General features: G+C 74.8%; 24 protein-coding genes. 7 read left to right on the forward strand and 17 right to left on the reverse strand.

Annotation, left to right across the window (positions count from 1 at the left end; genetic code table 11):
* Complete coding sequence (gene glgX, locus O7598_RS16355) at positions 1 to 2121, reverse strand: glycogen debranching protein GlgX (RefSeq protein ID WP_269692196.1); 2121 nt, start codon at positions 2119 to 2121, stop codon at positions 1 to 3.
* A 290-nt stretch (positions 2122 to 2411) separates the two neighbouring features.
* Between glgX and O7598_RS16360 the strand changes: the two genes are divergently transcribed.
* Positions 2412 to 3809 (forward strand): glycosyltransferase family 4 protein, encoded by a 1398-nt coding sequence (locus O7598_RS16360; protein ID WP_269692197.1) that lies wholly within the window; start codon positions 2412 to 2414, stop codon positions 3807 to 3809.
* A 180-nt stretch (positions 3810 to 3989) separates the two neighbouring features.
* On the opposite strand, the gene O7598_RS16365 is transcribed toward O7598_RS16360, so the two are convergent.
* The 4 genes from O7598_RS16365 to O7598_RS16380 form a co-directional block, all read right to left on the reverse strand.
* A complete protein-coding gene (locus O7598_RS16365; protein ID WP_269692198.1) occupies positions 3990 to 5273 on the reverse strand; it encodes a citrate synthase in 1284 nt (427 codons plus the stop codon).
* Positions 5274 to 5426: 153 nt separating this feature from the next.
* On the reverse strand, positions 5427 to 7466 hold the full coding sequence (locus O7598_RS16370) for a sulfatase-like hydrolase/transferase (protein WP_269692199.1): 2040 nt from the start codon (positions 7464 to 7466) through the stop codon (positions 5427 to 5429).
* Positions 7459 to 8874 carry a methyltransferase domain-containing protein gene (locus O7598_RS16375; protein ID WP_269692200.1) on the reverse strand — a complete coding sequence of 472 codons (1416 nt, stop codon included), beginning with the start codon at positions 8872 to 8874 and terminating at the stop codon, positions 7459 to 7461. The genes O7598_RS16370 and O7598_RS16375 overlap by 8 nt, the downstream gene beginning before the upstream one ends.
* A gap of 4 nt (positions 8875 to 8878) precedes the next feature.
* Positions 8879 to 9028, reverse strand: a complete 150-nt coding sequence (locus tag O7598_RS16380; protein WP_172967795.1) for a hypothetical protein — start codon at positions 9026 to 9028, stop codon at positions 8879 to 8881.
* Positions 9029 to 9210: 182 nt separating this feature from the next.
* On the opposite strand from O7598_RS16380, the gene O7598_RS16385 reads away from it, so the two are divergent.
* On the forward strand, positions 9211 to 9609 hold the full coding sequence (locus tag O7598_RS16385) for a VOC family protein (protein ID WP_091058629.1): 399 nt from the start codon (positions 9211 to 9213) through the stop codon (positions 9607 to 9609).
* Between the two features lie 5 nt (positions 9610 to 9614).
* On the opposite strand, the gene O7598_RS16390 is transcribed toward O7598_RS16385, so the two are convergent.
* From O7598_RS16390 to O7598_RS16410, 5 genes are read right to left on the reverse strand one after another with little or no spacing between them, the layout of a single operon-like run.
* Entirely contained in the window at positions 9615 to 10346 is a 732-nt protein-coding gene (locus O7598_RS16390) for a helix-turn-helix transcriptional regulator (protein WP_269694889.1), read from the reverse strand.
* A gap of 30 nt (positions 10347 to 10376) precedes the next feature.
* Complete coding sequence (locus O7598_RS16395) at positions 10377 to 11600, reverse strand: dolichyl-phosphate beta-glucosyltransferase (RefSeq protein WP_269692201.1); 1224 nt, start codon at positions 11598 to 11600, stop codon at positions 10377 to 10379.
* A gap of 3 nt (positions 11601 to 11603) precedes the next feature.
* Positions 11604 to 13964: an ArnT family glycosyltransferase gene (locus tag O7598_RS16400; protein ID WP_269692202.1), complete on the reverse strand. Its 2361-nt coding sequence runs from the start codon at positions 13962 to 13964 to the stop codon at positions 11604 to 11606.
* A 51-nt stretch (positions 13965 to 14015) separates the two neighbouring features.
* The gene (locus O7598_RS16405; RefSeq protein WP_269692203.1) at positions 14016 to 15539 is read right to left on the reverse strand and encodes a sensor histidine kinase; all 1524 of its coding nucleotides are present in this window, start codon (positions 15537 to 15539) and stop codon (positions 14016 to 14018) included.
* Entirely contained in the window at positions 15517 to 16257 is a 741-nt protein-coding gene (locus tag O7598_RS16410; RefSeq protein WP_269694890.1) for a response regulator transcription factor, read from the reverse strand. Before O7598_RS16410 ends, O7598_RS16405 begins: the two co-directional genes overlap by 23 nt.
* Positions 16258 to 16384: 127 nt before the next feature.
* Between O7598_RS16410 and O7598_RS16415 the strand changes: the two genes are divergently transcribed.
* Together O7598_RS16415 and O7598_RS16420 are read left to right on the forward strand one after the other, a co-directional pair.
* Complete coding sequence (locus O7598_RS16415) at positions 16385 to 17278, forward strand: SDR family oxidoreductase (RefSeq protein WP_269692204.1); 894 nt, start codon at positions 16385 to 16387, stop codon at positions 17276 to 17278.
* Entirely contained in the window at positions 17275 to 18072 is a 798-nt protein-coding gene (locus O7598_RS16420; protein WP_269692205.1) for an alpha/beta fold hydrolase, read from the forward strand. Before O7598_RS16415 ends, O7598_RS16420 begins: the two co-directional genes overlap by 4 nt.
* 6 nt (positions 18073 to 18078) lie before the next feature.
* Here the strand turns inward: O7598_RS16420 and O7598_RS16425 are convergent, their stop codons facing one another.
* Positions 18079 to 18303: a hypothetical protein gene (locus O7598_RS16425; RefSeq protein WP_269692206.1), complete on the reverse strand. Its 225-nt coding sequence runs from the start codon at positions 18301 to 18303 to the stop codon at positions 18079 to 18081.
* A gap of 136 nt (positions 18304 to 18439) precedes the next feature.
* Here O7598_RS16425 and O7598_RS16430 point away from each other — a divergent pair, with 136 nt between their 5' ends.
* Both O7598_RS16430 and O7598_RS16435 read left to right on the forward strand, forming a co-directional pair.
* On the forward strand, positions 18440 to 19387 hold the full coding sequence (locus O7598_RS16430; protein ID WP_269692207.1) for a serine/threonine-protein kinase: 948 nt from the start codon (positions 18440 to 18442) through the stop codon (positions 19385 to 19387).
* Between the two features lie 76 nt (positions 19388 to 19463).
* Positions 19464 to 19892 (forward strand): OsmC family protein, encoded by a 429-nt coding sequence (locus O7598_RS16435; RefSeq protein ID WP_091058427.1) that lies wholly within the window; start codon positions 19464 to 19466, stop codon positions 19890 to 19892.
* 9 nt (positions 19893 to 19901) lie between these two features.
* Here the strand turns inward: O7598_RS16435 and O7598_RS16440 are convergent, their stop codons facing one another.
* Complete coding sequence (locus O7598_RS16440) at positions 19902 to 20852, reverse strand: endonuclease/exonuclease/phosphatase family protein (protein ID WP_269692208.1); 951 nt, start codon at positions 20850 to 20852, stop codon at positions 19902 to 19904.
* Between the two features lie 329 nt (positions 20853 to 21181).
* Here O7598_RS16440 and O7598_RS16445 point away from each other — a divergent pair, with 329 nt between their 5' ends.
* Complete coding sequence (locus O7598_RS16445; protein WP_442929864.1) at positions 21182 to 22009, forward strand: hypothetical protein; 828 nt, start codon at positions 21182 to 21184, stop codon at positions 22007 to 22009.
* 63 nt (positions 22010 to 22072) lie between these two features.
* Here the strand turns inward: O7598_RS16445 and O7598_RS16450 are convergent, their stop codons facing one another.
* From O7598_RS16450 to O7598_RS16470, 5 genes are all read right to left on the reverse strand, one after another.
* Complete coding sequence (locus O7598_RS16450; RefSeq protein WP_269692210.1) at positions 22073 to 22486, reverse strand: ATPase; 414 nt, start codon at positions 22484 to 22486, stop codon at positions 22073 to 22075.
* 118 nt (positions 22487 to 22604) lie between these two features.
* Positions 22605 to 23051, reverse strand: coding sequence for a response regulator (locus O7598_RS16455; protein WP_269692211.1), 447 nt, complete (start codon positions 23049 to 23051; stop codon positions 22605 to 22607).
* A 69-nt stretch (positions 23052 to 23120) separates the two neighbouring features.
* Positions 23121 to 23468, reverse strand: coding sequence for an STAS domain-containing protein (locus tag O7598_RS16460; protein ID WP_269692212.1), 348 nt, complete (start codon positions 23466 to 23468; stop codon positions 23121 to 23123).
* Positions 23469 to 23544: 76 nt separating this feature from the next.
* Positions 23545 to 24600, reverse strand: a complete 1056-nt coding sequence (locus tag O7598_RS16465; protein WP_269692213.1) for a cobalamin B12-binding domain-containing protein — start codon at positions 24598 to 24600, stop codon at positions 23545 to 23547.
* The gene (locus tag O7598_RS16470; RefSeq protein ID WP_269692214.1) at positions 24597 to 26360 is read right to left on the reverse strand and encodes a PP2C family protein-serine/threonine phosphatase; all 1764 of its coding nucleotides are present in this window, start codon (positions 26358 to 26360) and stop codon (positions 24597 to 24599) included. Before O7598_RS16470 ends, O7598_RS16465 begins: the two co-directional genes overlap by 4 nt.
* Positions 26361 to 26442: the final 82 nt, after the last annotated feature.

The raw sequence follows: 26442 nt of genomic DNA on the forward strand, positions 1-26442 counted from the left end.
TCAGGGCGTCCTCTCCAGGACCAGCAGCGAGCGGTCCGGTACGCAGACCGTGCCCCCCGCCTCCACCACTGTCGTCTTCTCCGGATCCGGTTCCGCGGTGCTGATCACCAGCTCCCACTGCGGGCCGAACTCCTCGCCGGGCAGCGTGAAGTCCAGCGGCGCGTCGTGCGCGTTGAACAGCAGCAGGAAGGAGCTGTCCCGGTGGCGTTGGCCGTACTGGCCGCGTTCCGGGATGCCGTCGCCGTTGACGAACAGGGCCACCGAGCGGCCGAAGTCGTTGCCCCAGTCCTCGCCGGTCATCTCCCGGCCGTCCGGGGTGTACCAGGCCAGGTCGGGCAGGCCGGAGCCGGCGGCCCGGCCACCGACCGGCAGCCCGGTGAAGAACCGCCGGCGGCGGAACACCTGGTGCCGGTTGCGGAAGTCGGTGAGCCGCCGCACGAAGGCGAGCAGCTCGTCGTCGGCGCGTTCCCAGTCCACCCAGGCCAGTTCGCTGTCCTGGCAGTAGGCGTTGTTGTTGCCGCGCTGGGTGCGGCCCAGCTCGTCGCCGTGCCCGAGCATCGGCACGCCCTGGGACAGGATCAGCGTGGCCAGGAAGTTGCGCCGCTGCCGGGCCCGCAGCGCCCGCACGCCCGCGTCGTCGGTGTCGCCCTCGACGCCGCAGTTCCAGGAGCGGTTGTGGCTCTCCCCGTCCCGGTTCTCCTCGCCGTTGGCCTCGTTGTGCTTGTCGTTGTAGGAGACCAGGTCGGTGAGCGTGAAGCCGTCGTGGCAGGTGACGAAGTTGATGCTGTGGAACGGGCGGCGGCCGTCGTCCTGGTAGAGGTCGGCGGAGCCGGAGATGCGGGACGCGAACTCGGCGAGCGTGGCCGGCTCACCGCGCCAGAAGTCGCGGACGGTGTCGCGGTATTTCCCGTTCCACTCGGTCCACTGCGGCGGGAAGTTGCCCACCTGGTAGCCGCCGGGGCCGATGTCCCACGGTTCGGCGATCAGCTTGACCCGGCCGACCACCGGGTCCTGCTGCACCACCTCGAAGAACGTGGAGAGGCGGTCCACCTCGTAGAACTCGCGGGCCAGCGTGGCGGCCAGGTCGAAGCGGAAGCCGTCGACGTGCATCTCGGTGACCCAGTAGCGCAGCGAATCCATGATCAGTTGCAGCGAGTGCGGGCTGCGCACGTTCAGGCTGTTGCCGGTGCCGGTGTAGTCGACGAAGTAGCGCCGATCCTCCTCCGACAGCCGGTAGTAGCTCGGCGTGTCGATGCCCTTGAAGCTCAGCGACGGGCCGAGGTGGTTGCCCTCGGCGGTGTGGTTGTAGACCACGTCGAGGATGACCTCGATGCCGGCGGCGTGCAGCGCCTTGACCATGCCCCGGAACTCCTGCACCTGCTGGCCGAGGCGGCCCAGCGCGGAGTAGCCGTGGTGCGGGGCGAAGAAGCCGATCGTGTTGTAGCCCCAGTAGTTGCGCAGCCCCAGGTCGACCAGGCGGTGGTCGTGCACGAACTCGTGCACCGGCATCAGCTCGACAGCGGTCACCCCGAGCCGCTGGAAGTGCTCGATCATCACCGGCGAGGCGATCCCCGCGTACGTGCCACGCAGCTCCTCCGGGATGTCCGGGTGCCGCATGGTCAGCCCGCGCACGTGCGCCTCGTAGATCACCGAGTGGTGGTAGGGCGTGCGCGGCGGCTTGTCGTTGCCCCAGTCGAAGTACGGGTTCACCACCACCGACTTCGGCATGTGCGGCGCCGAGTCGGCGGTGTTCATCCGGTCCGGGTCGCCGCCCACCTCGTAGTCGTAGACCGCCGGGTCCCAGGAGACCTCGCCGTCGACCGCCTTCGCGTACGGGTCGAGCAGCAGCTTGTGCGGGTTGCACCGCACCCCGTTGGCCGGGTCCCACGGGCCGTGCACCCGGAAGCCGTAGCGCTGGCCCGGCTCCACGCCGGGGATGTAGGCGTGCCAGACGTACGCGTCGACCTCGCGCAGCTCCACCCGGCGCTCGGTGCCGATGTCCCACTCGTCGAAGAGGCAGAGCTCGACCTTCTCCGCCACCTCGGAGAAGATCGCGAAATTGGTGCCCATCCCGTCGTAGGTGGCGCCGAGGGGGTAGCTGTCGCCCGGCCAGACCTGCATGTCGCTCCTTCGGCCCATGATCATGAGCGCACCGGACGGGCGGCCGACGCGCACGCGGTTCATGCCCCGCCGTACCGGCCACCAATCCACCCGTTCGGACGGTAACCCGAAAGCACGGGTGTCGTCCGTCACGATCGTCCTTTTCAGGGTGCGCCGGAGCGCCCGATGCACTTTCCTGGAGCGCGGACGCGCGCCCGCGTGGGTCCGCCCCGGCCGTTCGGCCACCCTCACCGCTGCTTCCCGCCGCCACCGATGCCGGCGTGTCCCCCCATGCATGGACGGAGATCGACGTGACCTCTCTGCGGGTCGGCGCGCAGACCGCCACCGCGACGGACCGGCTCCACCGGCCCACCCTCACCTCCCGGCCGACGCCGCCGGCGCAGCCCGGCGCCGCGCCGCGCAGCCGGCGCATCCTGATGCTGTCGTGGGAGTACCCGCCGGTGCTCGTCGGTGGTCTGGGCCGCCACGTGCACGCGCTCTCCGTCGCGCTGGCCGCCGCCGGGCACGAGGTCACCGTCGTCACCCGGCACGCCGAGGGCGCGCCGCTGGAGGAGTACGCCGACGGCGTGCGGATCGTCCGCGCCGCCGAGGACCCGGTCACCTTCCCGCTCGCCACCGGCTCGCTGCTGGCCTGGACCATGGCGTTCAACCACACGCTCACCCGGGCCGCGCTGCGCGCCGCCCAGACCGGCTCGTACGACGTCATCCACGCCCACGACTGGCTGGTCGCGCACACCGCGATGACGTTGCGGGAGCACCTGGACGTGCCGCTGGTGACCACCGTCCACGCCACCGAGGCCGGCCGGCACCAGGGCTGGCTGCCGGAGGAGATGAACCGCACCATCCACGGCGTCGAGCACTGGCTGGCCGGCGAGTCCGGCCGGGTCATCGTCTGCTCCGGCTACATGCGCGACGAGGTCGGCGCGCTGTTCGGCGTGGACCGCTCCCGGGTCGACGTGGTCCCCAACGGCGTCGAGCCGCACCGCTGGCGGGTGCCCGCCTCGGCGGTCGCCGCCGCCCGGACCCGCTTCGCCGCCGGCGGCCCGCTCGTCACGTTCGCCGGCCGCCTCGTCTACGAGAAGGGCGTGCAGCACCTGCTGGCCGCCCTGCCCCGGCTGCGCGAGCGGCACCCCGGGCTGCGCGCGGTGATCGTCGGCGACGGGCCGTACCGGGCCGAACTGGAGACCGAGGTGCACCGGCTCGGGCTGGGCGACACGGTCAGCATGCCCGGGTTCCTCGGCGGCACCGACCTGCCCGCCGTGATGGCCGCCTCGGACTGCTTCGCGGTGCCCAGCATCTACGAGCCGTTCGGCATGGTCGCGCTGGAGGGGGCCGCCGCGGGCGCGCCGCTGGCGGTGTCGCGTACCGGCGGGCTGGCCGAGATCGTCGAGCCGGGCGCGACCGGGATGACGTTCGCGCCGCACGACCCGGACGGGCTCGCCGAGGCGGTGCACGCGGTGCTCGCCGACACCGACCGGGCCCGCGCCATGGCCCGCCGGGCCCGCGCCATGGTGCACGAGAAGTACGGCTGGAGCGCCATCGCGTCCCGCACGGCCGCCGCGTACGCCGCCGCCATCGCCGGCGACCCGGCGTTCACCGCCGCCCGCACCGAGCAGCGGATGGCGGTTGGCAGCGCGCTGCCCGCCCTGCCCGCCGGCAACCTCCTCACCGCCGCCGGCCTGAGGTGAAAGGCGGGGCCCCCTGTTAACGCCTCAGGCATAGCAGGGGCCCCCTCTTAACGTTCCGCGCTCCGGAGCACGCAGAAGGCCGCCGACCCGATCGGGTCGGCGGCCTTCGCGTCGCGCCGTTGTTAAGAAGGGGCCCCGCCTATACCTGAGGCGTTAACAGGGGGCCCCTCCTTACACACCTCAGCGGTTGGGGGCGGGGACGTAGTCGCGCTCGGGGGCGCCGGTGTAGATCTGCCGCGGGCGGCCGATCTTCGTCTCCGGGTCGTTGATCATCTCGCGCCACTGGGCGATCCAGCCCGGAAGCCGGCCCAGCGCGAACAGCACCGTGAACATCTTGGTCGGGAAGCCCATGGCCTTGTAGATCAGGCCGGTGTAGAAGTCCACGTTCGGGTAGAGCCGCCGGGAGACGAAGAAGTCGTCGGCCAGCGCGATCTCCTCGAGCTGCATCGCGAGGTCCAGCAGCGGGTCCGGCTTGGCCATCCGGCCGAGCACGTCCTGGGCGGCCTTCTTCACGATCGCGGCGCGCGGGTCGTAGTTCTTGTAGACCCGGTGGCCGAAGCCCATCAGCTTCACGCCGTCCTGCTTGTCCTTCACCTTCCGCACGAAGGACGCCACGTCGCCGCCGTCGGCCTGGATCTTCTGGAGCATCTCCAGCACGGCCTGGTTGGCGCCGCCGTGCAGCGGGCCGAACAGCGCGTTCACGCCGGCCGAGACCGAGGCGAACAGGTTGGCGTTGCTGGAGCCGACCAGCCGCACGGTCGAGGTGGAGCAGTTCTGCTCGTGATCGGCGTGCAGGACGAACAGCATGTCCAGCACCCGGGCGACCACCGGGTCGACCTCGTACTGCTCGGCGGGGACGCCGAAGGTCATCCGCAGGAAGTTCTCGACGTAGCCGAGCGAGTTGTCCGGGTAGAGCAGCGGCTGGCCGATCGACTTCTTGTACGCGTACGAGGCGATGGTGGGGACCTTCGCCATCAGCCGCACCGTGGACATCTCCACGTGCTCGGAGTCGAACGGGTCCAGGCTGTCCTGGTAGAAGGTCGAGATGGCGCTGACGGCCGAGGAGAGCACGGCCATCGGGTGCGCCTCACGGGGGAAGCCGTCGAAGAAGCGGCGCATCTCCTCGTGCAGCAGCGAGTGCCGCCGGATCCGCTCGCTGAACTCGGTGAGCTGCGTCTGGGTCGGCAGCTCGCCGTAGATCAGCAGGTAGGAGACCTCCAGGAAAGAGGACTTCTCGGCCAGCTGGTCGATGGGGTAGCCGCGGTACCGCAGGATGCCCGCGTCACCGTCGATGTAGGTGATCGCGGACGAGCAGGACGCGGTGTTGACGAAACCGGGGTCGTACGTGGTCATCCCGGTTTCCTTGAGCAGCTTGCTCACGCCGATCCCGGCGGGGCCCTCGACCGCGGACTGCACCGGCATCGACAGCTGTCCACCGGGGTGGTCGAGCTTGACTTCCGTCATCTGTTCCTCGCTTCGCCGGCAAGATCTTCGTTGAATTGCCTTCGCTTCTACCGTAATCACGGTGCGGTGGACAACGCTCGGCATGGTTTGGGGGTGAGGTATGCGTCACCTCATTCCCGACTTGCTGGGTCGGAAACCGGCCGGGAGCGCGGATCAGGACAGGTCGAGGCGTCGCAGCGCCCCACCGTCGACCCGGTAGAGGTCGAGACGGTTGGCGCCGGCGGCGAAGAGCCGGTCGTCGGCGAGGAACGCGGCGAACCGTCGCCCGCCTGCGTCGGGCGGCACCACCGGCACCACCGCGCCGACCGTGCCGTTGACCGCGACCGCGAGCCGGGCGCCGTCCGGCACGGTGTCGGGCACGGTGCCCCAGACCAGCGCCGGGAGCCCACGTTCCGGGTCGACCGCGTCGAACGCGGACCGGTTCGCCACCGTGGCGGCGCCGCCGGCCGGGACGACGCCGACCCGTTTGCCGACCAGTGGGTCGGCGGCGGGCAGCGGGACCGGTGCGGGCACCCCGCCGGTGATCGTCACCGGCTGCCCGGGCCGGTCGTAGAAGCGCTTGTCGGTCCGCCCGCGCGGGGCGACCTTCGCCGAGACGCCGTCCATCCGCCACGGCACCCGCACATGGGTCTCGTCGGCGATCGTGGGCAGCAGGTCGACGTGCTCCCAGTTGCGGTCGTCCGTCCGGCCGGCGCGCTGGCCGGGCTCCTTGACGAACATCGGCACCCAGGCCACCTGGTCGGCGGCGTGCTCGATGGCGCCCATCCCCCGCCCCTGCCAGTCCTGGCGGAAGCTCACCCCGTGGTCGGCGGTGACCAGGACGAGCGCCTTGTCGTAGAGGCCGGTGGCGCGCAGCGTACGCAGCGTCTCGCCGATCAGCCGGTCGGTGTAGCCGAGCTGGGCCAGGTGCCGGGCGCGGGCCAGGTCCACCCAGCCGGCGCCGTCGTTGGGCAGGTCCTCCGGCGCGTCGTAGTGCGCCCCCGACGGCAGGTACGCCCACGGCGAGTGCGGCATCAGCAGGTGCAGGAAGTGCAGCGTGGGCCGGGCGGCGGGGCGCAGCCCGGCGAGGAACGAGGTGAACCGGGCGGGCTGGTTGTCGTCGAGGGTGTCCCAGCGGAACTTGGGGTCGTCGGGCACCGGCTCGGCGGCGTCCAGCCCGGCCTCGGCGGCGGTCTGCTCGCGGTAGGAGTCCTCCGGGTCGACCCGGCTGTCCACCGGCGCGGCGAGCTGGCGCAGCAGCTTGCCGCTCTCCCGGGTCAGCACACCGATCCCCTGCTGCGGGCTGGCCGCCTGCTCACAGCGGCTGGGCGGGCAGAGCCGGGTGATGCTCTCCTCGGCCTTGATCTGGTAGAGGCCACCGAGCGCGGTGAACAGGTTGTCCGGGTACTGCGAGTAGTGCGGCGCCACGGCCCGCTCCGGGTAGCGGCCACTGAGCATGGCCGGCAGCGCGTAGGGCGTCCAGCCGCTGACCCCGGTGGCGTTGCGGTACCAGGTCGAGCCGGCGGCCAGCGCGGCGAAGTTCGGGTAGCGGGTGGCGTCGATCCGCCCGTCCGGGCCGAGCAGGGACACCAGCGGCAGCTCGTCCAGCACGATCATGACGACCGGCGGGTGCGCGCCCGCCCCGGCGACGCCGGCAGCGCCGCCGTCGCCGCGGGGCAGCACCACCGCCGAGGCCGGCGACGCGAACAGGAACAGCCCGACGAAGACCGCCGGACCGACCGCCGCGACCCGCAGCACCCGCCGCAGCGCCCGCCACCGCCGGTGCGCGGCCGCCGCGCCGGCGCCCGCCACGCCGGCCACCAGCAGCAGCGGTACGCCCCGAAGCGGCGTGAGGTGCCGGCCGACCTGGACCGCCAGCGCGGCGAGCAGCAGCCCGACCAGCACGGTGTGCACCGCGCCGCGGGTGGTCCGGCCGCCGAGCAGGGCCAGCGCGCCGAGCGCCGCGAACGGCAGCGTGGGCGCCAGCGCGATCAGGGCGACCAGCAGCAGCACGTCGCCCCGGGAGGCCCGGTGGAACAGGAAGAAGTCGGGGCTGCGGCCGAGCACGTCCAGCAGCGGCTGGGTGACCACCAGGCCGACCAGCGCCACCACCTCCGCCAGCCGGGCCGCCTCGGCCCGCCAGGGGGCACGCCGTCGGGGCGCGTCGGTGTGGGCCGGCTGTTCCCGGGGCGGCGCGAGGGTCTCCTCAGCCACCCACCACCACCTGGTAGAGCGTGCGGGTGCCGGACGGCAGCTCGGCGCGGGCCACCACCCGGCCGCGCCGGGCCAGCAGCGCCTCGAACGCGTCCCGCCGGTAGTCGGGGAAGAGGCCGTCGGGCTTGTTGGCGAGCAACCGGCGGGCCATCGGGTCGTCCGGGTGGACGAACTCCACCACCAGGCTGCCGCCGGGCTCGGTGAATGCGGCGAGCTGGTCGAGCACCTCGGGCAGCGGCACGTTCCGGCCGATCGCCAGGTGGTGCACGACGGCCAGGGCGAGCACCACGTCGGCGCGCGCCCGGTCGGCGAACGCGGCCCGTTCGACGCCCCGCCAGCCGCCGCCGGGCGACGGGTCGGCCAGGTCCATGACGAGGGGCAGGATCCGCCGCTCCCCCTCGTCGCGCAGGGTGCGGTAGAGCGTGTCGACCACGGCCGGGTCCTGCTCGACGGCGACCACGTGCGCGGCGTGCCGGGCCGCGATGCGGGCGTACCGGCCGTCGTTGGCGCCCAGGTCCAGCGCGGTGCCGGGGCCGACGGCGGCCGTCGCCCGCTCGACGAAGGCCTCCTTGGCCTGCCGGTCCGGCACCGAGTAGGCGCAGGTGCGCTGGTAGTCCGACCAGTGGCTGACGCCGGGCCGGTGGTCGAGGCGGCGCACCAGCCGGGTCAGCCCGCGTACGGTCGCCAGCGCCAGTTCGCGGGAGAACCCGGCGGCGCGCAGTTGGGCGCGGACGTCGCTGGTGCTGGATCCGGCGTTGCGGGCCTGCATGGCGCCGTGCAGGTGCACGTGGGTGGGCACGCCGGCGTGCCAGCGGCGGGTGCCGGCGAAGAGCCGCCGCATCTGGTCCGCCTCGACGCCGTCGACGCGGGCCCGCAGGAACGGCTGGAAGTCCAGCCCGAGGTGGGCCTGGATCAGCAGCGGATAGAGAAACGTCTGGCAGAACTGCCGATAGCCGGCCCAGGGTTCGCCCTCGCGCAGCGCCTCGAACGAGCCGACGTCGATGAACACCGGGCGCGCGCCGTGCCACTGCACGTTGTAGGCGGAGCCGTCCTTGGTGGTGAAGCCGGCCTCCAGCGCGGCGCGCAGCAGGTCCAGGTGCAGCAGCGCCGCGTCGCGCAGCATCGCGTACGACCACTCGTACGGGTGCGAGACGAACGGGATGCGGTCGTGTCGCAGCACCGCGGCCCAGGGCGCGTCGACCGGCGTCGGGGTCAGCTCCTCGGTGCCGACCAGGTGCCCGGCGGCGGTGAGGTCGCGGAAGAGGTCGCTGGCGGCCAGCGCGCGCCAGTCGCGGGCGGAGCGTTCGTCGAGCCCGCGCAGCACCTCCTGACCGCGGTGGAAGACCCGGTTGCCGGGGTCGCGGAAGGAGCCGGGTTCGACGCGGGCGCCGGTGTCGGGGACCGTCACGCCGTCAGCCCTGGTCGGTGGGCTGGCGACGGAACCGGCTCACCAGTCGGCGCCAGTAGAGCTTGGCGGCCACGGCCACTCCGGCCACCCCGCCGACCACCGCCTGCACGATGAGACTGCCGGATCCCGCGTCCAGGTAGGCCAGGTGCGTCACGGCTGCTTTCCCTTCCTTCGCCGGTCATCGAAGCGCGGTCCGGTATGCGAGCTTTGCTCCTCAAAGCCGGACTCGTCCCCTACCGTACGCTGTCGACCGGACACCGCGCGGGCACACCGGGCACTCCCCTCCGTCCGATCCGTTCAAGACGGACCGGTCCGGACGCGCCTACCGTGGCCGGCATGACACCGCAGTTCGATCTCGTCGGGACGGTCGTCACCGACATGGCCCGCACCCTCGACTTCTACCGCCGCCTGGGGCTGCCGATCCCACCCGGCGCCGAGACGGAACCGCACGTGGAGGTCGCCCTGCCCGGCGGCGTACGGCTGGCCTGGGACACCGTGGAGACCATCCGCAGCTTCCACCCCGGTTTCGACCCGAGCGGCGGCAACTCGCGGATGAGCCTCGCCTTCCGCTGCGCCGACCCGGCGGAGGTGGACCGCTGGTACGCCGAGTTGACCGCCGCCGGTCACCACGGGGAGCTGCCCCCGTGGGACGCCTTCTGGGGGCAGCGGTACGCGGTGCTGCACGACCCGGACGGCAACGGCGTGGACCTGTTCGCGCCGCTGCCCGCCGGCTGACCCGGTCAGCCGACGGACGGGGTGAGCAGCCGGGTCGGGGGCACCCCGGCCAGCTCGCGCACGTCGCGGGTGAGGTGGGCCTGGTCGGCGTACCCGGTGCGCGCCGCGACCTCGGCGAGCGGAACGCCGCCCCGGGCCAGGTCGAGGGCGCGGCGCATGCGCAGGATGCGGGCGAGCGTCTTCGGTCCGTACCCGAAGAGGAGCCGGCTGCGCCGGTGCAGGGCTCGCGCCCCGAGGCCGACCTCGGCGGCGGTCGCGGCGACCGTCGCCCCGGCGGCCAGCCGGGCGGCCACCCGCGCGCCGAGCGGGTCGGGCCCGCCGGCGGCGCGCAGCCGCGCCCGCGCCACCTCCTCCAGGAGGGTCGCGCCGGCGGCCGACCAGTCGGTCGGCGACCCGGCCGGGCCGGCCGCCGCCTCGACCCGCTCGGCCAGGTCGGCGGCGGCGCGGCCCCAGAGGTCGGCCAGCGGCACACGCCGGTCCCGCAGCTCCTCGGCGGGCACCCCGAACACGGCCGGCCCGACGCCCGGCGGCAGCCGCAACCCGATCCACCGCTCCCCCGGCACCGACCGGCCCACCTGCGCGACGCGGTCCGGCCCGGCCACCAGCAACCCGGCCCGGCTGGACCAGAGCAGATCCAGGCACCCGTCCGGCAGCACCCGCACCGGCCCGTCGCCCGCCGAGACGCTCACCCACCGCACGCCCCCGCGGATCCCCACCGCCTCCCGCTCCCGGTACACCCCACCCACCCTGCCACCTCCCCGGCGGGCTCAGGGGCGGTGGTGCATGGCCAGGCGGAGCAGGAGGAAACGCAGCGCGGTGGCGGCCAGGTTGGCCGACACCAGGACGGCCAGCTCGACCACGCGCGGCGGGGCGGTGAGCGCGTGCAGGACCGCCAGGGAACCGCTGGTCAGGGCCAGGCCGAGGGCGAACGCGAGCAGCCCCTGAAGGTGGTGCCGCCCGGCGTGCCGACGGCCGGTCACCCCGAAGGTGAGCCGCCGGTTCGCCGCCGTGTTGGCCACCGCGGTCAGCAGCAACGCCAGCAGGTTCGCCGGCTGCGCGCCGAGCGGCCCGCGGGCCGCCAGGAAGAGCAGCAGGTACGCGAGGGTGCTGGCCATCCCCACCGCGGCGAACCGGACGAGCTGGCGGGGCAGCCCGACCGGCACCGGCGCCGGCGGCACCGGCAGCGGTCCCCGGCCGAGCTGGGCGCGCAGCCGGGCCAGCGGCAGCGCGCCGGTGACCAGCGCCCGGCCCAGCCGCCCGATGCCGCGCAGGTCGGCCAGGGCGGTGGCGAGCACGTCGACCCGGCTGTCCGGGTCGTCCACCCAGTCCACCGGCACCTCGTGGATCCGCAGCCCGGCCCGCTGGGCCAGCACCAGCAGCTCGGTGTCGAAGAACCAGCCGGTGTCCTGCACCAGCGGCAGCAGCTCGGCCGCCACGTCGGCGCGGATCGCCTTGAACCCGCACTGCGCGTCCGAGAAGCGCACCGCGAGCGTGCCGCGCAGCAGCAGGTTGTACCCCCGGGAGATCACCTCCCGCTTGGCGCCGCGGACCACCCGGCTGGTGCGCGCCAGCCGGGTGCCGATGGCCAGGTCGGAGTGCCCGGACAGCAGCGGGGCGACCAGCGGGGGCAGCGCGGCCAGGTCGGTGGAGAGGTCCACGTCCAGGTACGCGAGCACCGGCGCCGGCGAGGCGGACCAGGCGGCCCGCAGCGCCCGTCCGCGCCCCTTCTCCGCCAGGTGCAGCACCGCCACCTCGGGCAGCTCGGCGGCGAGCGCCTCGGCCACCGCCAGGGTGCCGTCGGTGCTGGCGTTGTCGGCCACGGTGATCCGGAACGGGTACGGGAACTGCGCGCCCAGGTACGCGTGCAGCCGCCGGACGCAGGGGCCGAGGTCGACCTCCTCGTTGTAGACCGGGACCACCACGTCCAGCACGGCGCCCTCGGCGGTGGGGCGGGCCCGCACCGCGGCCCGGGGCTCCGGCGTCAGCGTCATCGCTCAGCCCTGCTTTCCGCTGCTCAGGTCGTACACGGTCACCCCGTCGACGGTGGTCGCGGTGAAGGTCTCGGCGACCCACGCGGCGATCTCGGCCGACGCGCTGCTGCCGCCGTCGGCCCGGAAGCCGCCCCCGCCGAGGAACCAGTGGATCCGCCCGTCCGCCACGTACCGCTGGAACTGCACGAGCGTCGGCGACGGGTCGCTGCCGTTGAAACCGCCGATCGGCATCACCGGCTCGCCGGTGGCGAGCTGGTAGCCGGAGGCGTTGTTCGAGCCGACCGTGGCCGCGACCCAGGTGTAGTCGTCCGCGTCGGCCTTGAGCAGCGCGGTCATCTCGGCGCTCGGCTCGCGGGAGTCGAGCAGCCCGCCCATGCCGCCACCGCGCTGCCCGCGCCCGGTGCCGCCGTTCTGCGCGATGCCGCCGTCCGGGCCGGTGCCGCCGTCCGGGCCGCTGGGGAGGCCCGGCGGCCGGCCGCCCGGGAAACCCGGGAACGCGCCGTTCCGGCCGGCATTCGAGCCGCCCGGGACCGAGCCGGTGCCGCCCGGGAAGCCCGGGAACCCGCCCCCGGGGAACTCCGCGCCACCCGGCATCCGAGCACCCGGGAAGCCGCCCCGCCCGAAGCCGCCCGCGACGAACGGGCCGGCACTCGGGATCGAGCCGGTGTGCGGGGTGGCCGCCGTCTGCACCGCGTACGCCGCCGGCCCGCCCAGCCCCGCGCCGAGCCCGAGCGCCAGCACCCCCGCCGACGCCCACCGCGCCCACCTCGGGCCCCGCGACGGGTCGGGCAAGGAGTTCGCGTCACCCTGGGCCGCCCGGCGCGACGCGAACCCCTTGGCCGCCGGGGCGTCGAGGAGCGCCAGGAGGACGGCGGTGGTCAGGCCGGTGGCCAGCACGGCCGGGCGCAGCCAGGGATGCCAGTCGGGGCTGCGGCCGAGCAGTCGCCACGACCACCAGGCGGTGACCGCCAGCGTGCCGGCCAGGATCAGCGTGGCGGCGTACCCGCGCCACCGGCCGGAGGCGGTCCGGGCCCGCCCCAGCTGGGTGACCCCGATGCCGACCAGCGCGCCGACGGCCGGGGCCAGCGCGACGGTGTAGTAGGCGTGGAAGATCCCGGACATGAAGCTGAAGATCAGCCCGGTGACCAGCAGCCAGCCGCCCCAGAGCAGCAGGCCGGCCCGGCGCCGGTCGGTACGCGCCGACCGCCCGGCCAGCCACAGGCCCGCCACCAGCAGGATCAGCGCCGCCGGCAGCAGCCAGGAGATCTGCCCACCGACCTCGGTGTCGAACATCCGCAGCGGGCCGGTCTGCCCGGAGAACGGCCCACCGCCGCCCGGCCGACCGCCGCCGCCGACGCTGCCCACCTCGTCGCCGGTGATCCGGCCCAGGCCGTTGTAACCGAGGGTCAGCTCCAGGATGCTGTTGCCCTGCGATCCCCCGATGTACGGGCGGGCGCCCGCCGGCACCAGCTCCACGATCGCCACCCACCAGCCGGCGGAGACCAGGACCGCCAGCCCGGCCAGCAGGAGCTGACGGATCCGCCGCCCGAGACCGGTCGGCGCGGCCAGCAGGTAGACGCCGGCGAACACCGGGACCACCAGGAACGCCTGGAGCATCTTGGTGAGGAAGCCGAAGCCGACCAGCGCGCCGGCCAGCGCGATCCACCTGGTGCTCGCGGTCTCGGTCGCCCGCACCGTGGCGTACGCGGCCGCCAGCAGCAGGAACACCAGCAGCGCGTCGGGATTGTTGAACCGGAACATCAGCGTGGCCACCGGGGTCAGCGCCAGGACCGCGCCGGCGAGCAGGCCGGCCGCCGGGCCGTACCAGCGGCGCACCGTCGCGTACAGGACGCCGACCGACGCGACGCCGAGCAGCGCCTGCGGCACCAGGACCGACCAGCTGCTCAGCCCGAAGAGGCGCACCGAGAGCGCCATCAGCCAGAGCGAGGCGGGCGTCTTGTCCACGGTGATCGAGTTGGCCGCGTCCGAGGAGCCGTAGAAGAACGCTGTCCAGCTCTCCGACCCGGCCTGGGCGGCCGCCGAGTAGAACGCGTTGCCCCACCCGGAGGCGCCCAGACCCCACAGGTAGAGCACCCCGGTCGCCGCCAGCAGGCCCAGCAGGGCCGGGCGGGCCCAGCGCGGGTCGTCCGCCGGCCGGTCCGCCGGGGTCGACGTCGGTTCGGGTACGGGCGCGGCGGCGGGCCCGGTCACGGGCGGGCCGGCGGCTGCGGCGGGCACGGGCGGGCCGACGGTTGCGGCAGGCTCGGGCTGGTCGGCGGCCTTGGCAGGCACGGGCTGGCCGACGGTTGCCGGCTCGGGCCGGCCGTTCGTCGACGCGGTCAGCAGCCTCTCGGTTCTGTCCATGCCGGCAAGCCTCGGAGGGCTCGCTGACGCGCTCCCGTGAGCGGCCTATGCCTACGCTGTGGATCCCGGCAGCCACACGGTGAACGCGGTACAGCCGGGCCCGCTGGCCACCTCGACCCGACCGTGGTGCGCCTCCACCACGGCGGCCACGATGGCCAGGCCCAGGCCGGTGCTGCCGTGCGCCCGGGAGCGGGAGCTGTCGCCCCGGGCGAACCGCTCGAACACCTCCGGTTGCAGGTCCGCCGGGATGCCCGGCCCGTCGTCGGTGACCCGGAGTTCGACCCCGTCCGCCGCCGCCGCCAGCCGGGTGGTCACCGTGGTGCCGGGCGGGGTGTGCACCCGCGCGTTGGCGAGCAGGTTCGCCAGCACCTGGTGCAGCCGGTGCGCGTCGCCGGTGACGGTGAGCGGCTCGTCCGGCAGGTCGAGCTGCCAGCGGTGCTCCGGGCCGGCCACGTGCGCGTCGCTGACCGCGTTCACCGCCATGGCGGTGAGGTCGACCGGCTCGGCGGTGAGCGGGCGACCGGAGTCCAGGCGGGCCAGCAGCAGCAGGTCGTCGACGAGGCTGGTCATCCGGGTGCTCTCCGACTCGACCCGGCGCAGCGCGTGCGCCACGTCCGGCGGCACCTCCTGCCGGCCGCGCCGGGCCACCTCGGCGTACCCCCGGATGGCGGCGAGCGGCGTGCGCAGCTCGTGGCTGGCGTCGGCGACGAACTGGCGTACCCGGGTCTCGCTGGCCTGCCGGGCGGCGAGCGCGGCGGCGACGTGGCCGAGCATCCGGTTGAGCGCGCCGCCGACCTGCCCGACCTCGGTGCGGGGGTCGGTGTCGGCGGCCGGCACCCGGACCGACAGGGCCACCTCGCCCCGGTCCAGCGGCAGCTCGGTGACCCGGGCGGCGGTGGCGGCGACCCGGTTCAGCGGGCGGAGCGTGCCGCGCACGATCAGCGCGCCGAGGCCACCGGCGACGACCAGGCCGGCCCCGATCACCCCGGCCTGCGCCACCACCATCCACATGACCGTCTCCTCGACCTGGGCGAGCGGGATGGCCAGCACCAGCACGTCGCCGTCGCCCCGCGGGGAGTTGACGGCGATCGCCCGATAGTCCCCCCGGTCACCGACGTCTACCGTGCGGGGGCGATCGGCGGGACGCAACGCGGCCAGCGCGGTCAGGTCGGCGGTGGACACCGCTTCGGCGCTGCCGCTCTCGGTCCGGATCTGCCCGGCGGCAGCACCGGACGCGGGCACCCGGACCGCGATCGAGCCCGGCGGGAACCCTCCCGGTGGCGGCGGTGCCCCCTCCGGCGCGGATGGGACGGGCCGTCCCGTCTGGTCCGGCCGGTACGGGTCGGGGCGCGCCCAACGTGCGAAGTCGGCCGGGCGGCGGTCGCCGAAGGTGAGCTGGTTGTCCACCTGGCCGACGAGGAAGTGGCGCAGGGCGATCGTGGTCAACCCGCCGATGACCAGGCTGACCAGCGCGAGCAGCGCCACCACGGAGAGCACCAGGCGGCGGCGCAGCGACCAGCCGGCCAGCCGGCGCGTCAGCCGCCCGCCGGCGTCACGGGGCGGGCTTGAGGACATAGCCCGCCCCACGCAGCGTGTGGATCATGGGCGCCCGACCGGCGTCGATCTTCTTGCGCAGGTACGAGATGTACAGCTCGACCACGTTGGCCTGGCCGCCGAAGTCGTAGTTCCAGACCCGGTCCAGGATCTGCGCCTTGCTGAGCACCCGGCGCGGGTTGCGCATCAGGTAGCGCAGCAGCTCGAACTCGGTGGCGGTGAGCGTGATCAGGTCGTCGCCACGGCGGACCTCGTGGCTGTCCTCGTCGAGGCTGAGGTCGCCGACGGTGAGGACCGCCTCCTCCCGGGCGGCCACCGCGAACCCGGAGCGGCGCAGCAGGGCGCGCAGCCGGGCGATCACCTCCTCCAGGCTGAACGGCTTGGTGACGTAGTCGTCGCCGCCGACGGTGAGCCCGGCGATCCGCTGCTCCACCGCGTCGCGGGCGGTCAGGAAGAGCACCGGCACCTCGGGCGACTGCTCACGCAGGCGGCGCAGCACCTGGAAGCCGTCCAGATCGGGCAGCATCACGTCGAGCACCACCGCGTCCGGGCGGAACTGCCGGGCCGTGGTGATCGCCGCCATCCCGTTGCCGGCGGTGGTCACCTGCCAGCCCTCGTACCGCAGGGCCATCGAGAGCAGGTCGGTGAGGGTCGGTTCGTCGTCGACCACCAGCACCCGTACCGGTTCGCCGTCCGGTCGGCGCAGCTCGATGCGGCCCTGCGCGGCCTGCCCGTTCATGACCATGCTCCCATCGTGGGCGCACCCGCTGAACCGGTGCTGTCCCGATCCTGTGTACCAGCTGTGCGCGGTCGCGGCGGCGCGTACGGGTCTTTCCCCGACAGCTACCCGGTGGTAACTTGCCGGCATGTCCATCGACGGTGGTCCCACCGGCCGGTTGGCCGGCAGGGTGGTGCTGGTGACCGGGGCGGCCCGGGGCATCGGCGCGCACACCGCCCGGCTCGCCGCCGCGCGGGGCGCGAAGCTCTCGCTGGTCGGGCTGGAGCCCGACCGGCTCGCCGCCCTCGCCGCCGAGCTGGGCCCCGGGCACGTCTGGTTCGCCGCCGACGTGACCGACCAGGCCGCGCTGGGCGCGGCGGTCGACGGCACGGTTGCCGCGCTCGGCGGCATCGACGCGGTGGTGGCCAACGCCGGGGTCGCCAACCGGGGCACCATCGCCGTGGGCGACGTCGAGGCGCTGGCGCGCACCGTGGAGGTCAACCTGATCGGGGTGATGCGCACCGCGGCGGCCACCGTGCCGGCACTGATCGACCGCGGCGGCTACCTGCTCATCGTCTCCTCGGCCGCGGCGTTCGCCGCACTGCCCGGGATGGCCGCCTACTGCGCCTCGAAGGCCGGCGTCGAGCACTTCGGCACCGCGATCCGGCTGGAGCTGGCGCACCGCGGGGTGGCGGTGGGCACCGCGCACCCGTCCTGGGTGGACACCGACCTGGTCCGGGAGGCCCGGGCCGACCTGCCGGCGTTCGAGTCGGCGCTGGCGCGGCTGCCCTGGCCGATGCGACGCACCACCACGGTCACCGAGTGCGCCGAGGCGTTCGTGCGGGCGATCGAGCGCCGCAGCCGCCGCGTCTACGTGCCGCGCGCCGTCGGCGCGGTGCAGGCGGTCCGGTCGGTGCTGGTCAGCCCGCTGGCCGACCGGCTGGTCGGACGCACCGCCCGGGTCACCGTGCCGCTGATCGAGGAGCAGGCCCGGGCGCTGGGCCGCGGTTTCGGGGTGAGCACCCCGGAGTCGCGCCGATGAGCGCGCCGGTGGAGGTGGTCTTCGAGCGGCGCGGCGCCGGGCCGGCGCTGGTGCTGCTGCACGGCATCGGCCACCACTGGGGCGCCTGGCTTCCGGTGCTCGACCGGCTCGCCGAGAACCACGACGTGATCGCCGTCGACCTGCCCGGCTTCGGCCGGTCCCCGGTGCCCGCGACCGGCCTGCCCGTGGACATGCCCGCGCTGGTGAGCGGCATGGTCGAGCTGTTCGCCGCGCTCGGGCTGGACCGACCGCACGTGGCCGGCAACAGCCTCGGCGGGGCCATCGCGCTGGAACTGGCCGCGGCCGGGGCGGTCTCCTCGGCCACCGCGCTGTCACCGGCCGGCTTCTGTACCCCGCGCGAGCTGCGCTGGGCGCTCACCGTGCTCGCCCTGCACCGCAACGCGGCGCGGCTGCCCGAGCCGGTGCTACGGCACCTGTTCGCCGCGCCGGCGCTGCGGGCCCTGGCCATGGGCATGCTCCTGGCCCGGCCGAACCGGATGGCGCTCGACGTGGCGCTCGCCGACGCCCGTGCGTTGCGCGACGCGCGCGCGTTCCGCGCCGTCGCCCGGGCCGGCCGGGGCTACGCGTTCGCCGGCGCTCCCACCGTCCCGGTGACGGTCGCCTGGGGCACCCGGGACCGGATCCTGCCCTACCGCCAGGCGGCGCTGGCGCGCACCCGGCTGCCCACCGCCCGACACCTGGACCTGCCCGGCTGCGGGCACGTGCCGATGCACGACGACCCGGAGCTGGTCGCCTCGGTCATCCTCGACACCACCGGGCCGCACCCGGCCTGAGCCGGGTCACTCGGTCGCGCCGAACGGGTCCGTGCGCACGAAGCGCATGGTCCAGCCGTCCGGCCCGGCCCGTACGCCGCGTTCGTACAGATGGTCCGCCACGTCGCCGGCCGGCCGGTCGGGATGGCGCAGGATCCAGCGGGCCGGTGGCGCGCCGTCCGGCTCGGCCGGCAGGTCCCGGACCACGTCGTCGGCCGGCCCGCCGACGAACCGCACCCGCACCAGCGCCATCGCTCACCCTCCGTTGCGGTGTCGACACTCCCGCTCGCGAAGCTACCCCGGCCGCCCGCCCGGTCCCGGCGGTTTGCACAGCTCGGGCGCGGGGTAGCGGAACCCCGGGGAACCGGATGACGGCGAGGAGTGGTCGATGAGGACGCTGGGCGGGCGGTACGAGCTCGAACAGCGAGCCGCGCTGGGTGGCATGTCCGAGGTCTGGCGGGCGCACGACCGCGTGCTGGACCGGACCGTCGCGATCAAGGTGATCTCGCCCGGGCTCGACGGCGACGCCGGCTCGGTGGAACGGATCCAGGCCGAGGCCCGCTCGGCGGCCCGGCTGGTGCACCCGAACGTCGCGAGCGTGCACGACTTCGGCACCGCCACCCTGCCGGACGGGCGACCGGTCCCGTACATCGTGATGGAGCTGGCCGAGGGCGAGACGCTCGCCGCACACCTGCGCGCCGGCCCGCTGGACTGGCGCATCGCGGTGCGGGTCTGCGCCGAGGTGTGCGCCGCGCTGGCCGCCGCGCACGGGCACGGCATCGTGCACCGGGACGTGAAGCCGGCGAACGTGATCCTCACCCCGTCCGGCGTGAAGGTGCTCGACTTCGGCATCGCCACCCCGGCCGGCGAGCCCGACCGCACGCCGGAGGGGATGGTGGTGGGCACCCCGGCCTACCTGGCTCCGGAGCAGCTCGACCGGCAACCGGCCACCCCGGCCGCCGACATGTACGCGCTCGGCGTGCTGCTCTACTACTGCCTGACCGGCCGGCTGCCCTACGAGGCCGCCAGCACCACCCAGCTGCTCGGCGTCCGCCGCCGCCTGCCACCCCGGCCGTTGCCGGAGGTCCCCGGGCTGCCGGCCGAGGTGGCGGAGCTGTGCGAGCGCTGCCTCGACTCCGATCCGGCCGCGCGCCCGACCAGCCCGATGGCCGCGCTGCTGCTGGCCGAGGCCGTGGACGCGCGCATCTACGTGCCGATGACCGTGGTGCTGCCCCGCCAGCGCATGCCGGAGGTGTCGCCGTGGACCGGCCGCGCCGCCACCGAGGCGACCGAGGCGATGGCCGTCGACGCCGCGACGAGCGGCCGGATCCGCTGAACGCACTCCCGGGCCCGCGGCGGTTTCGCCGGTCGGGGGCCGGGAACGCCTGCCGGTGAGTGACGGGAGGAACGCGATGCCGGATCCGAGTTCCTGGCTGGCCGAGTCGGCCACGGCGACCGCGGCGGGTGGTCACGTACGCACCGACGACGGCGGTCTCTCCTCCGCCCTGGCGTCCCCGTTGGCGCCGCACTGCACCGGCCTGACGCCGGAGCAGCTCCTGGCCGCCGCGTTCGCCTCGTGTCTGCACCACGCGGCGGTCGAGGCGGCCGGCGAGATCACCGACGAGGCGCACACCGTGCAGGTGACGGCGGAGGCGAAGCTGGGCCGCGACGACGACGGCCGCTACCGGGCGGACGTGCACGCCGAGATCTCCTCGGCCGGGCTCACCCGGGAGCAGTTGTCCGACCTGGTCGCGTACGCCGACCGGCTCTGGCCGTTCTCCAGCGGCGACCCGAGCCGCCACCGGCTCACGGTCACCCCGGCCGAGAACGGCCGACACTGATCCGCGGTCTCACCAGCGGAAGCCGGCGGTCACCGCCCGATGGTCGGTGTCCGGGGTGTGCACCACGCCGGCCGTGGTCGGGGTGATCCCCCGATAGAGCACGTGGTCCGGGCGGGTCAGCGGGACCTCCGCCGGCCAGGTGAAGCCGAAGCCCTGCCCGGCCTCGGCCTGGGCGTCGCCGAGCAGCCGGGTCAGCGGCGCGAAGGCCCGGTCGGTGGTGGCCGTGTTCAGGTCGCCGAGCACCACCAGTCGCTCGGCCGGATCGGCGCGGACCGTGCGGGCCAGCGCCGACACCGTCTCGTCGCGGGTGGCGGTGTGCCCGGCGCGGGCCGAGCCCAGGTGCACGACGTACACCGTCAGGTCGCCCTGCGGGGCGGCCACCACGGCGCGCAGGGCCCGGTCCCAGCCCAGCCCGGTGTCCACGCCGTGGGCCTCCCGGATCGGCCAGCGGCTCCAGAGCGCGACGGTGGAGACCGCCGTCCGGTGCGGGTAGTGACCGGCCAGGGCGGGCGCCACCCGCGCGTCGTCGTCGACCTCCTGGAGACCGATCAGGTCGGGGGCGCCGACGGTCAGCGCGCCGACCGTGGCGGCCGGGTCGGGGTTGCCGGCGCGGAGGTTCTGGCTCGCCACCCGCACCGAGGTGCCGTCGGCCCCGGCGGCCGGTGGCAACCACGCCCGGCCGTAGAGCGCGGCCCAGGCCAGCGCCGGCAGCAGCACCGCGAGCAGCGCCCGGCGGGAGCGGCGCAGCAGCGCCGCCAGCCCGAGCAGGGGTACGCCGACGCCGAGCAGCGGCGTGACGCTGTCCACCAGGCTGCCCAGCCCCTGCACGTTGGGCACCGCGCGGTGCCCGACGAGGAGCACGGTGAGCAGCACGGCGCACGCGATGACGACCGTCCCCCGCCGGCCTCGGCGGCCGGCGGGCTCTCCGGCGGCCCGTTCGTCGACCATCTGCCCCGTCACCGTCAGCATCGTATCGAGCGGTCGGGCCTTCCCGGGGGCCGATCCGGGTACGCGGACCGGGACCACGGCATCGGTGGGCCGGCGGAGGAGGCGGACCAGGTGAACAGCGCACCATCGGCCGAACGGAGGAGGCCACCGACGGGTCCTCGGCGATCCGGAACGCGCCCGTTTCCTGCTCCCCAACCCGACATGCCGGTTGTTTCGGAGACAGGAGGTTGGCGCGGTTCATGATCTACCGAGGGTAATGCCGGGGCGGAATCCGGCAAAGTGTGGCGCATCCCACCAAGTAGCCCGATGGCAAGCGCCGGGAAGATCTTTAACCTCGGCGGGTGCACCCCGACCACTCCGATCCCCAGCCCCTGTCCGCGCAGCACCCGGTTCGCCGAACGATCGACCCGGCATCGGCCGAACGGAGGGTGGGCCGGCACCGGGCCCCGGAACCGCTCCGCCGCGGCCCGGGACGCTCCGTCCCCGGCCGGATCGCGGTCGCCACCGGCGTGACCTGCTGCCTCGGTCTGGTCGGCGTGGTCGGTGTCGGCGAGGTCGCCCCGCCGAACCTGAAGGTCCGCGAGGCGCTCGCCGACCGGGCCGCAACCGAGCAGCGGGTCTCCCGGGACTTCACCCGCGTCGCGCCGCCGGTCGCCGCACCGGCCCCGGCCGTCACGCCCAGCCCCGCGCCGGCCCGGAAGAAGGCACCGCGGAAGGCTCCCCGCCCCGCCCACCCGCGACCCGTCGCCGGGCTCGACCAACGGCAGATGGACAACGCGAAGGCCATCGTCGACGTCGGACGGGACATGCGACTGCCGCGCCGGGCGCTGGTGGTGGCGGTGGCCACCGCCATGCAGGAGAGCGACCTGCACAACCTGGCCAGCGACGTGCTGCCGGAGTCGTTCGACCACCCGCACCAGGGCAGTGGCTCCGACCACGACTCGGTCGGGCTGTTCCAGCAGCGCCCGAGCAGCGGCTGGGGCACGGTCGCCCAACTCATGCGTCCCGCGTACGCGGCCCGGGCGTTCTTCACCGCGCTGGCCGAGGTGCCCGGCTGGGAGGACATGAGCGTGACCGGCGCGGCCCAGGCGGTGCAGGTCTCCGCGTTCCCCGACGCCTACGCCAAGCACGAGGACCGGGCCGCCACGGTGGTGGCCGCGCTGGCCTGAGCCGGCGGCGGCACGTGGCAGGCGGGCCCTGCCCCTACCGGGCGCGTGCGGCGGGGCGCTTGCTCAGCGCACGCCGGAGAGGATGTCGTCGACGCGGGCCTCGTGGCGGCGGCGGGCCAGCAACGCGGCCTCGAACTCGCGGCGCGCCCGAACCGCCTCGGCGTACGCCTCCTCCCGCACCCGGCAGGCCTCGTCCCGGGCGGCCTCCAACTCGGCGCGGGCGCGAGCCAGCAGGGCGGCGGCCTCCCGCTCGGCGGCGGACGGGTCGGCGCCGGCCGCGTCCTCGGCCGGCGCGGCGCGGCGCCGGAGGAAGTCACCGAGGTGCCGGGCGTCCAGGCGGATCTGGTCCCACTCCCGGCCCGTGCCCGCGGCGCCCTCCACGCGCGCCGCCAGCCGGCCCAGTTGGAGATCCAGCTCGTCCAGGCAGGAATCCACCTGACGCCGGTCGTAACCGGACTCCACCACCGAGAACCTCATTGTCGCCCCCCAGGCAGCCGCGTACGTCCCCCACGACGATCCTGCTCCGGCGGGCGAGGCCGGGAGCGGCCGTTCGCGGAAAATGTTCAGCATCCGCCAGGCGCGGGCTTCGGGGCCGTCAGGCGTGCTTCGGCAGCACGACCACGCGGCCGAAGAACTCGTCGATGCGGCGCACCACGTCGTTGAAGTCGTCCAGGTCGATCGGCTTGGTCACGTACGCGTTGGCCTGGAGCGTGTAGCTGCTGACCACGTCGGTGTCGGCGTTGGAGGTGGTCAGCACCACGATCGGGATGGTCCGCAGGTTCTCGTCCCGCTTGACCTCGCCGAGCACCTGCCGCCCGTCCATCCGCGGCATGTTCAGGTCGAGCAGGATGACGTCCGGCCGCTGGGCCTCGCTGTGCCGACCCTCCCGACGGAGGAACTCCATCGCCTCCTCGCCGTCGGCGACCACGTGGATGACCTTCTCGACGTCCGACTCCGCGAGCGCCTCCTCGATCATCAGGACGTCGCCCGGGTCGTCGTCCACCACCAGGATGCGAACGGGGTTGGGGCTGGGCTGACCCATGGGGCTACCTGCTTCGTCTTGAGGAGGGCGCCGACGCACGGCCGGCCGCTGGCGGGGAAATCTATCCGATCAGGAGCTGGCCGACGCCGTCGGGTCGGCCGCGTCACGGCGGTGTGCGAGCACCTCGGCGAGGCCGGTCACCTGGAGCACCCGGGCCACCCGGCCGCCCGCCCCGGTCAGCCGCAACCAGCCGCCGTCGGCGGCGACGAGGTTGTCCCCGCGGACGAAGGCGGCGATGCCGGTCGAGTCGCAGAACGTCAGCTCGGTGAGGTCCAGCAGAAGCTCGCGGCGGCCGTCGGCGACCAGCCTGTCGATCGCCGCGTTCAACTCGCCGGCCGTGCTCAGGTCGAGTTCACCGGTGAGCCGGAGACCGGCGCCGATCTCGCCCCGCTGGGCGTACGTGACGGTGAACGTCACCGTGGCCCCTCTCGCTCCCACCGCAGGCGAACCCTTGCAGTGCAGCAAGTATAGGGGCCGTCGCGGCGTCCGCGAGTCAGCGGCCCGCGGTCGCCGCCGACAGCCCGCCGACCACGGCACGCCCCCGCTCGAGGAACCCGGCCGCGCGGGGGAAGTCCCGCAGCTCGTGTCCGTAGTGGTCGAGCGTCAGGCCGACCGCACCCGCCGGCACGCCCCGGCTGACCAGGATCTCCACCAGCCACTCGACGAACTCGGCGAACAACGTCTGGTCGTCGACGTAGAGCGCGGCGGCCAGGAAGTCGACGATGTAGCCGAGATCGCCGACCGTGGAGTCGAGCTGCGCCGGCGTGTAGTCGGCCACCGCCGGCACCCGCTCGCGCAGGTCGGCCAGCGCGCTGTCGATCAGCTCACCGCGGCGCTTGACCAGGCTGGCGTACTCGTCGTCGGCCAGGTGGTCCAGCCGCGCGACCGGCGCCGCGCGCAGCGCCCGGTCGTCGGCGACCAGGTCGGCCGCGGCCGGCGCGTCCGGCGCCCACGGCACACCGAGCACCCGGGCCCAGCGGCCGTCCGCGCCGAAGCCGCGCCCGCCCACCACCACCGGCACGTCGGAGCGGCGACACGCCTCGATCATCCGGTGGGCGTGCGGCAACCGCATCGGCAACGCGCACGCCAGCGCCACCGCGTCGGCGTCGTAACGGTGCAGGTAGGACACCAGGTGCGCGGCGGGGACGCTGGCGCCGAGGAAGACGACCTGCCAGCCGCGCAGCCGCAGCACCTCGGCGACCAGTCGGGCCGGCAGCGCGTGCCACTCACCGTCCATGCAGGCCATCACGATCCGGCCGCGGGTCGGGCGGGGATCGGCGTACGCGGCCACCGCGGCCACCACCCGCTCGCTGATGTGGGTGGCGGCGTGCTCCTGGGCGACGCTCCACTCGTTACGCGCCCACCGCTCCCCCACCTCGGCCTGGGCGGGGGCGACCAGGTCGAGCAGCACCCGCTCGGCCGGCACGCCCGCCTCCAGCAGCCCGCGCGCCACCGCCACGGCGGCCTGCTCGTCGGCCTCGGCCAGGCACTCCAGGTAGCCGGGGAAGGCCTGGGCCGGTCCGGCCCCGGTGGTGGTGGTCGCGCTCACGCGGGCAGCTCCCTCGATCGGACGGCGTTCCTGGGTTCCGGCACCGCGTGCAGGTGACGGGACGCCCGGCCGGCCGGACCGGAGGCCCGCAGCGCGAGCACCGCGATGTCGTCGTGGTCACCGTGCGCGAGCCAGTCGCAGGTCACCTGCTCGACCCGCTCGGCCAGCGCCGGCGCGGGCATCCGGTGGCAACCGCTCAGCGCGTTGAGCAGCCGGTCGGCGCCGAACTGCTCGTCGCCGCGCCACCCGCCGCGCGCCTCGGTCACCCCGTCGCTGTAGAGCAGGCAGGTCTCCCCGGGCGCCAGGTGCACGGTGGTCTCGCCGATCCGCGGGTCCGGCACCACGCCGATCAGCATGCCGCTCAACGGCACCACCTCGACCTCGCCGGATTCCCGCAGCACCAGCGGCGGCAGGTGACCGCCGCCGGCCATGGTCAGGGTCAGCCCGCCGTCGCGGTGCGGGCGGGTCACGCCGAGCACCATGGTGGCGAAGCGGCCCTGCCCGTTGGCCTGGGTGGTCTCCAGCAGCGCGTCGTTGAGCAGCTTCAGCAGCCGCCCCGGCTGCGCCTCGACCCGATGCAGGGCGTGCAGGCACTGGCGGAGCTGACCGGTGAAGACCGCCGCCTCCACGCCCTTGCCGGACACGTCACCCAGGAAGAAGACCGAACCGCCGTCGGCGAGCCGGTGCGAACCGTAGAAGTCGCCGCCGATGCGCAGCCCGGCCTGCGCCGGCCGGTAGGCCGTCCCCCACTGCACACCCGCGGCCGCCGCCGGCTCCACCGGCAGCAGGCTCGCCTGCAGGGTGTCGGCGACCTCGGCCTGGTCGCGGTAGAGCATGGCGGTGGTCAGCGCCGCCCCCGCCCGGGCCGCGAACGCGCGGACCAGGTCGACGTCCGCCTCGTCGTACCAGTGGCCGGCGCGGCGGGCCACCAGCAGCACACCGGCCGGAGCCTCCCGACCGGGCAGCGGCACCACCCGCGCGGTCGCGCCGGCCACGTCGAGGCCGGGCAGCCAGCCCGCCTCGGCGGCCTGCTCGACGAGCCAGTCCAGCGCGTGCGGTTCGGTGCCGGCGAGGCCGGTCTCGATCGCCGCGGGCAGCGCCGCGGCCGCCAGCACGCCGCTGTCCACGGCGGGGGCCTCGTCGTCCGCGCGCACCGCCCGCCACCAGCGGGCCCGGCCGGACCGCGGCGCCAGCACCAGCACCGCCACGTCGGCGAGCGTGGGCACGGCGAGCCGGGCCACGGCGGCCGCGGCACGGTCGGGGTGCAGCGGGTTGCCGAGCTTCTCGCCGACCACGGCGAGGAAGAGCGAGCGGGCCCGCTCGGCGAGCAGGGCGTCGGCCCGGCTCACGCTCTCGGTGACGTCCTCGACGTACCAGCAGCGGCGGGCCGCGGAGAGCGGAACCGGGCGCAGCCGCAGCCGCCGCCCGTGGTGGGTGAACTCGGCCGGGCCGTCACCGGCGAGCGCTGTCACACCGGTGGCGGCCAGCACCTCGCCGGGCACCACCTCGGGGACGAGCCGCTCCGCGACCGGACTCACGTGGCGCACCACACCGTCGGGGTCGCAGACGATCAGCCCCTCGCGGAAGTGCTCCACCACCTCGGACCAGCCCGGGACGGCGGCGACGTCGTGGTCGGGGGCCAGACGCGGGAGGGCGGACGCCGTCGGGGCGGCGGCGGACCACACCCGAGCCCGTGCGGCGCCCGGCGTGGAGATCCGTCCGTCGCCCGGGTCGGAACCCCTGACGTCGGCAGCAGTCACCAGCTGAGCCCCACTCTCCTCGTCGACATCCGCGAGGCGCCGAGAGCGGCGCCTGTGGTCACATCCCGTCGTCCCACCCTAC

Source organism: Micromonospora sp. WMMC241, assembly GCF_027460165.1.
Lineage (GTDB): Bacteria > Actinomycetota > Actinomycetes > Mycobacteriales > Micromonosporaceae > Micromonospora > Micromonospora humi.

Coding starts and splice junctions, on each gene's coding strand:
- glgX (WP_269692196.1), bottom strand. CDS start 2,121: ATGCAGGTCTGGCCGGGCGACAGCTACCCCCTCGGCGCCACCTACGAC.
- O7598_RS16365 (WP_269692198.1), bottom strand. CDS start 5,273: ATGACGGAAGTCAAGCTCGACCACCCCGGTGGACAGCTGTCGATGCCG.
- O7598_RS16385 (WP_091058629.1), top strand. CDS start 9,211: ATGACACCGCAGTTCGATCTCGTCGGGACGGTCGTCACCGACATGGCC.
- O7598_RS16395 (WP_269692201.1), bottom strand. CDS start 11,600: ATGACGCTGACGCCGGAGCCCCGGGCCGCGGTGCGGGCCCGCCCCACC.
- O7598_RS16400 (WP_269692202.1), bottom strand. CDS start 13,964: ATGGACAGAACCGAGAGGCTGCTGACCGCGTCGACGAACGGCCGGCCC.
- O7598_RS16405 (WP_269692203.1), bottom strand. CDS start 15,539: ATGTCCTCAAGCCCGCCCCGTGACGCCGGCGGGCGGCTGACGCGCCGG.
- O7598_RS16410 (WP_269694890.1), bottom strand. CDS start 16,257: ATGAACGGGCAGGCCGCGCAGGGCCGCATCGAGCTGCGCCGACCGGAC.
- O7598_RS16415 (WP_269692204.1), top strand. CDS start 16,385: ATGTCCATCGACGGTGGTCCCACCGGCCGGTTGGCCGGCAGGGTGGTG.
- O7598_RS16420 (WP_269692205.1), top strand. CDS start 17,275: ATGAGCGCGCCGGTGGAGGTGGTCTTCGAGCGGCGCGGCGCCGGGCCG.
- O7598_RS16425 (WP_269692206.1), bottom strand. CDS start 18,303: ATGGCGCTGGTGCGGGTGCGGTTCGTCGGCGGGCCGGCCGACGACGTG.
- O7598_RS16430 (WP_269692207.1), top strand. CDS start 18,440: ATGAGGACGCTGGGCGGGCGGTACGAGCTCGAACAGCGAGCCGCGCTG.
- O7598_RS16435 (WP_091058427.1), top strand. CDS start 19,464: ATGCCGGATCCGAGTTCCTGGCTGGCCGAGTCGGCCACGGCGACCGCG.
- O7598_RS16450 (WP_269692210.1), bottom strand. CDS start 22,486: ATGAGGTTCTCGGTGGTGGAGTCCGGTTACGACCGGCGTCAGGTGGAT.
- O7598_RS16455 (WP_269692211.1), bottom strand. CDS start 23,051: ATGGGTCAGCCCAGCCCCAACCCCGTTCGCATCCTGGTGGTGGACGAC.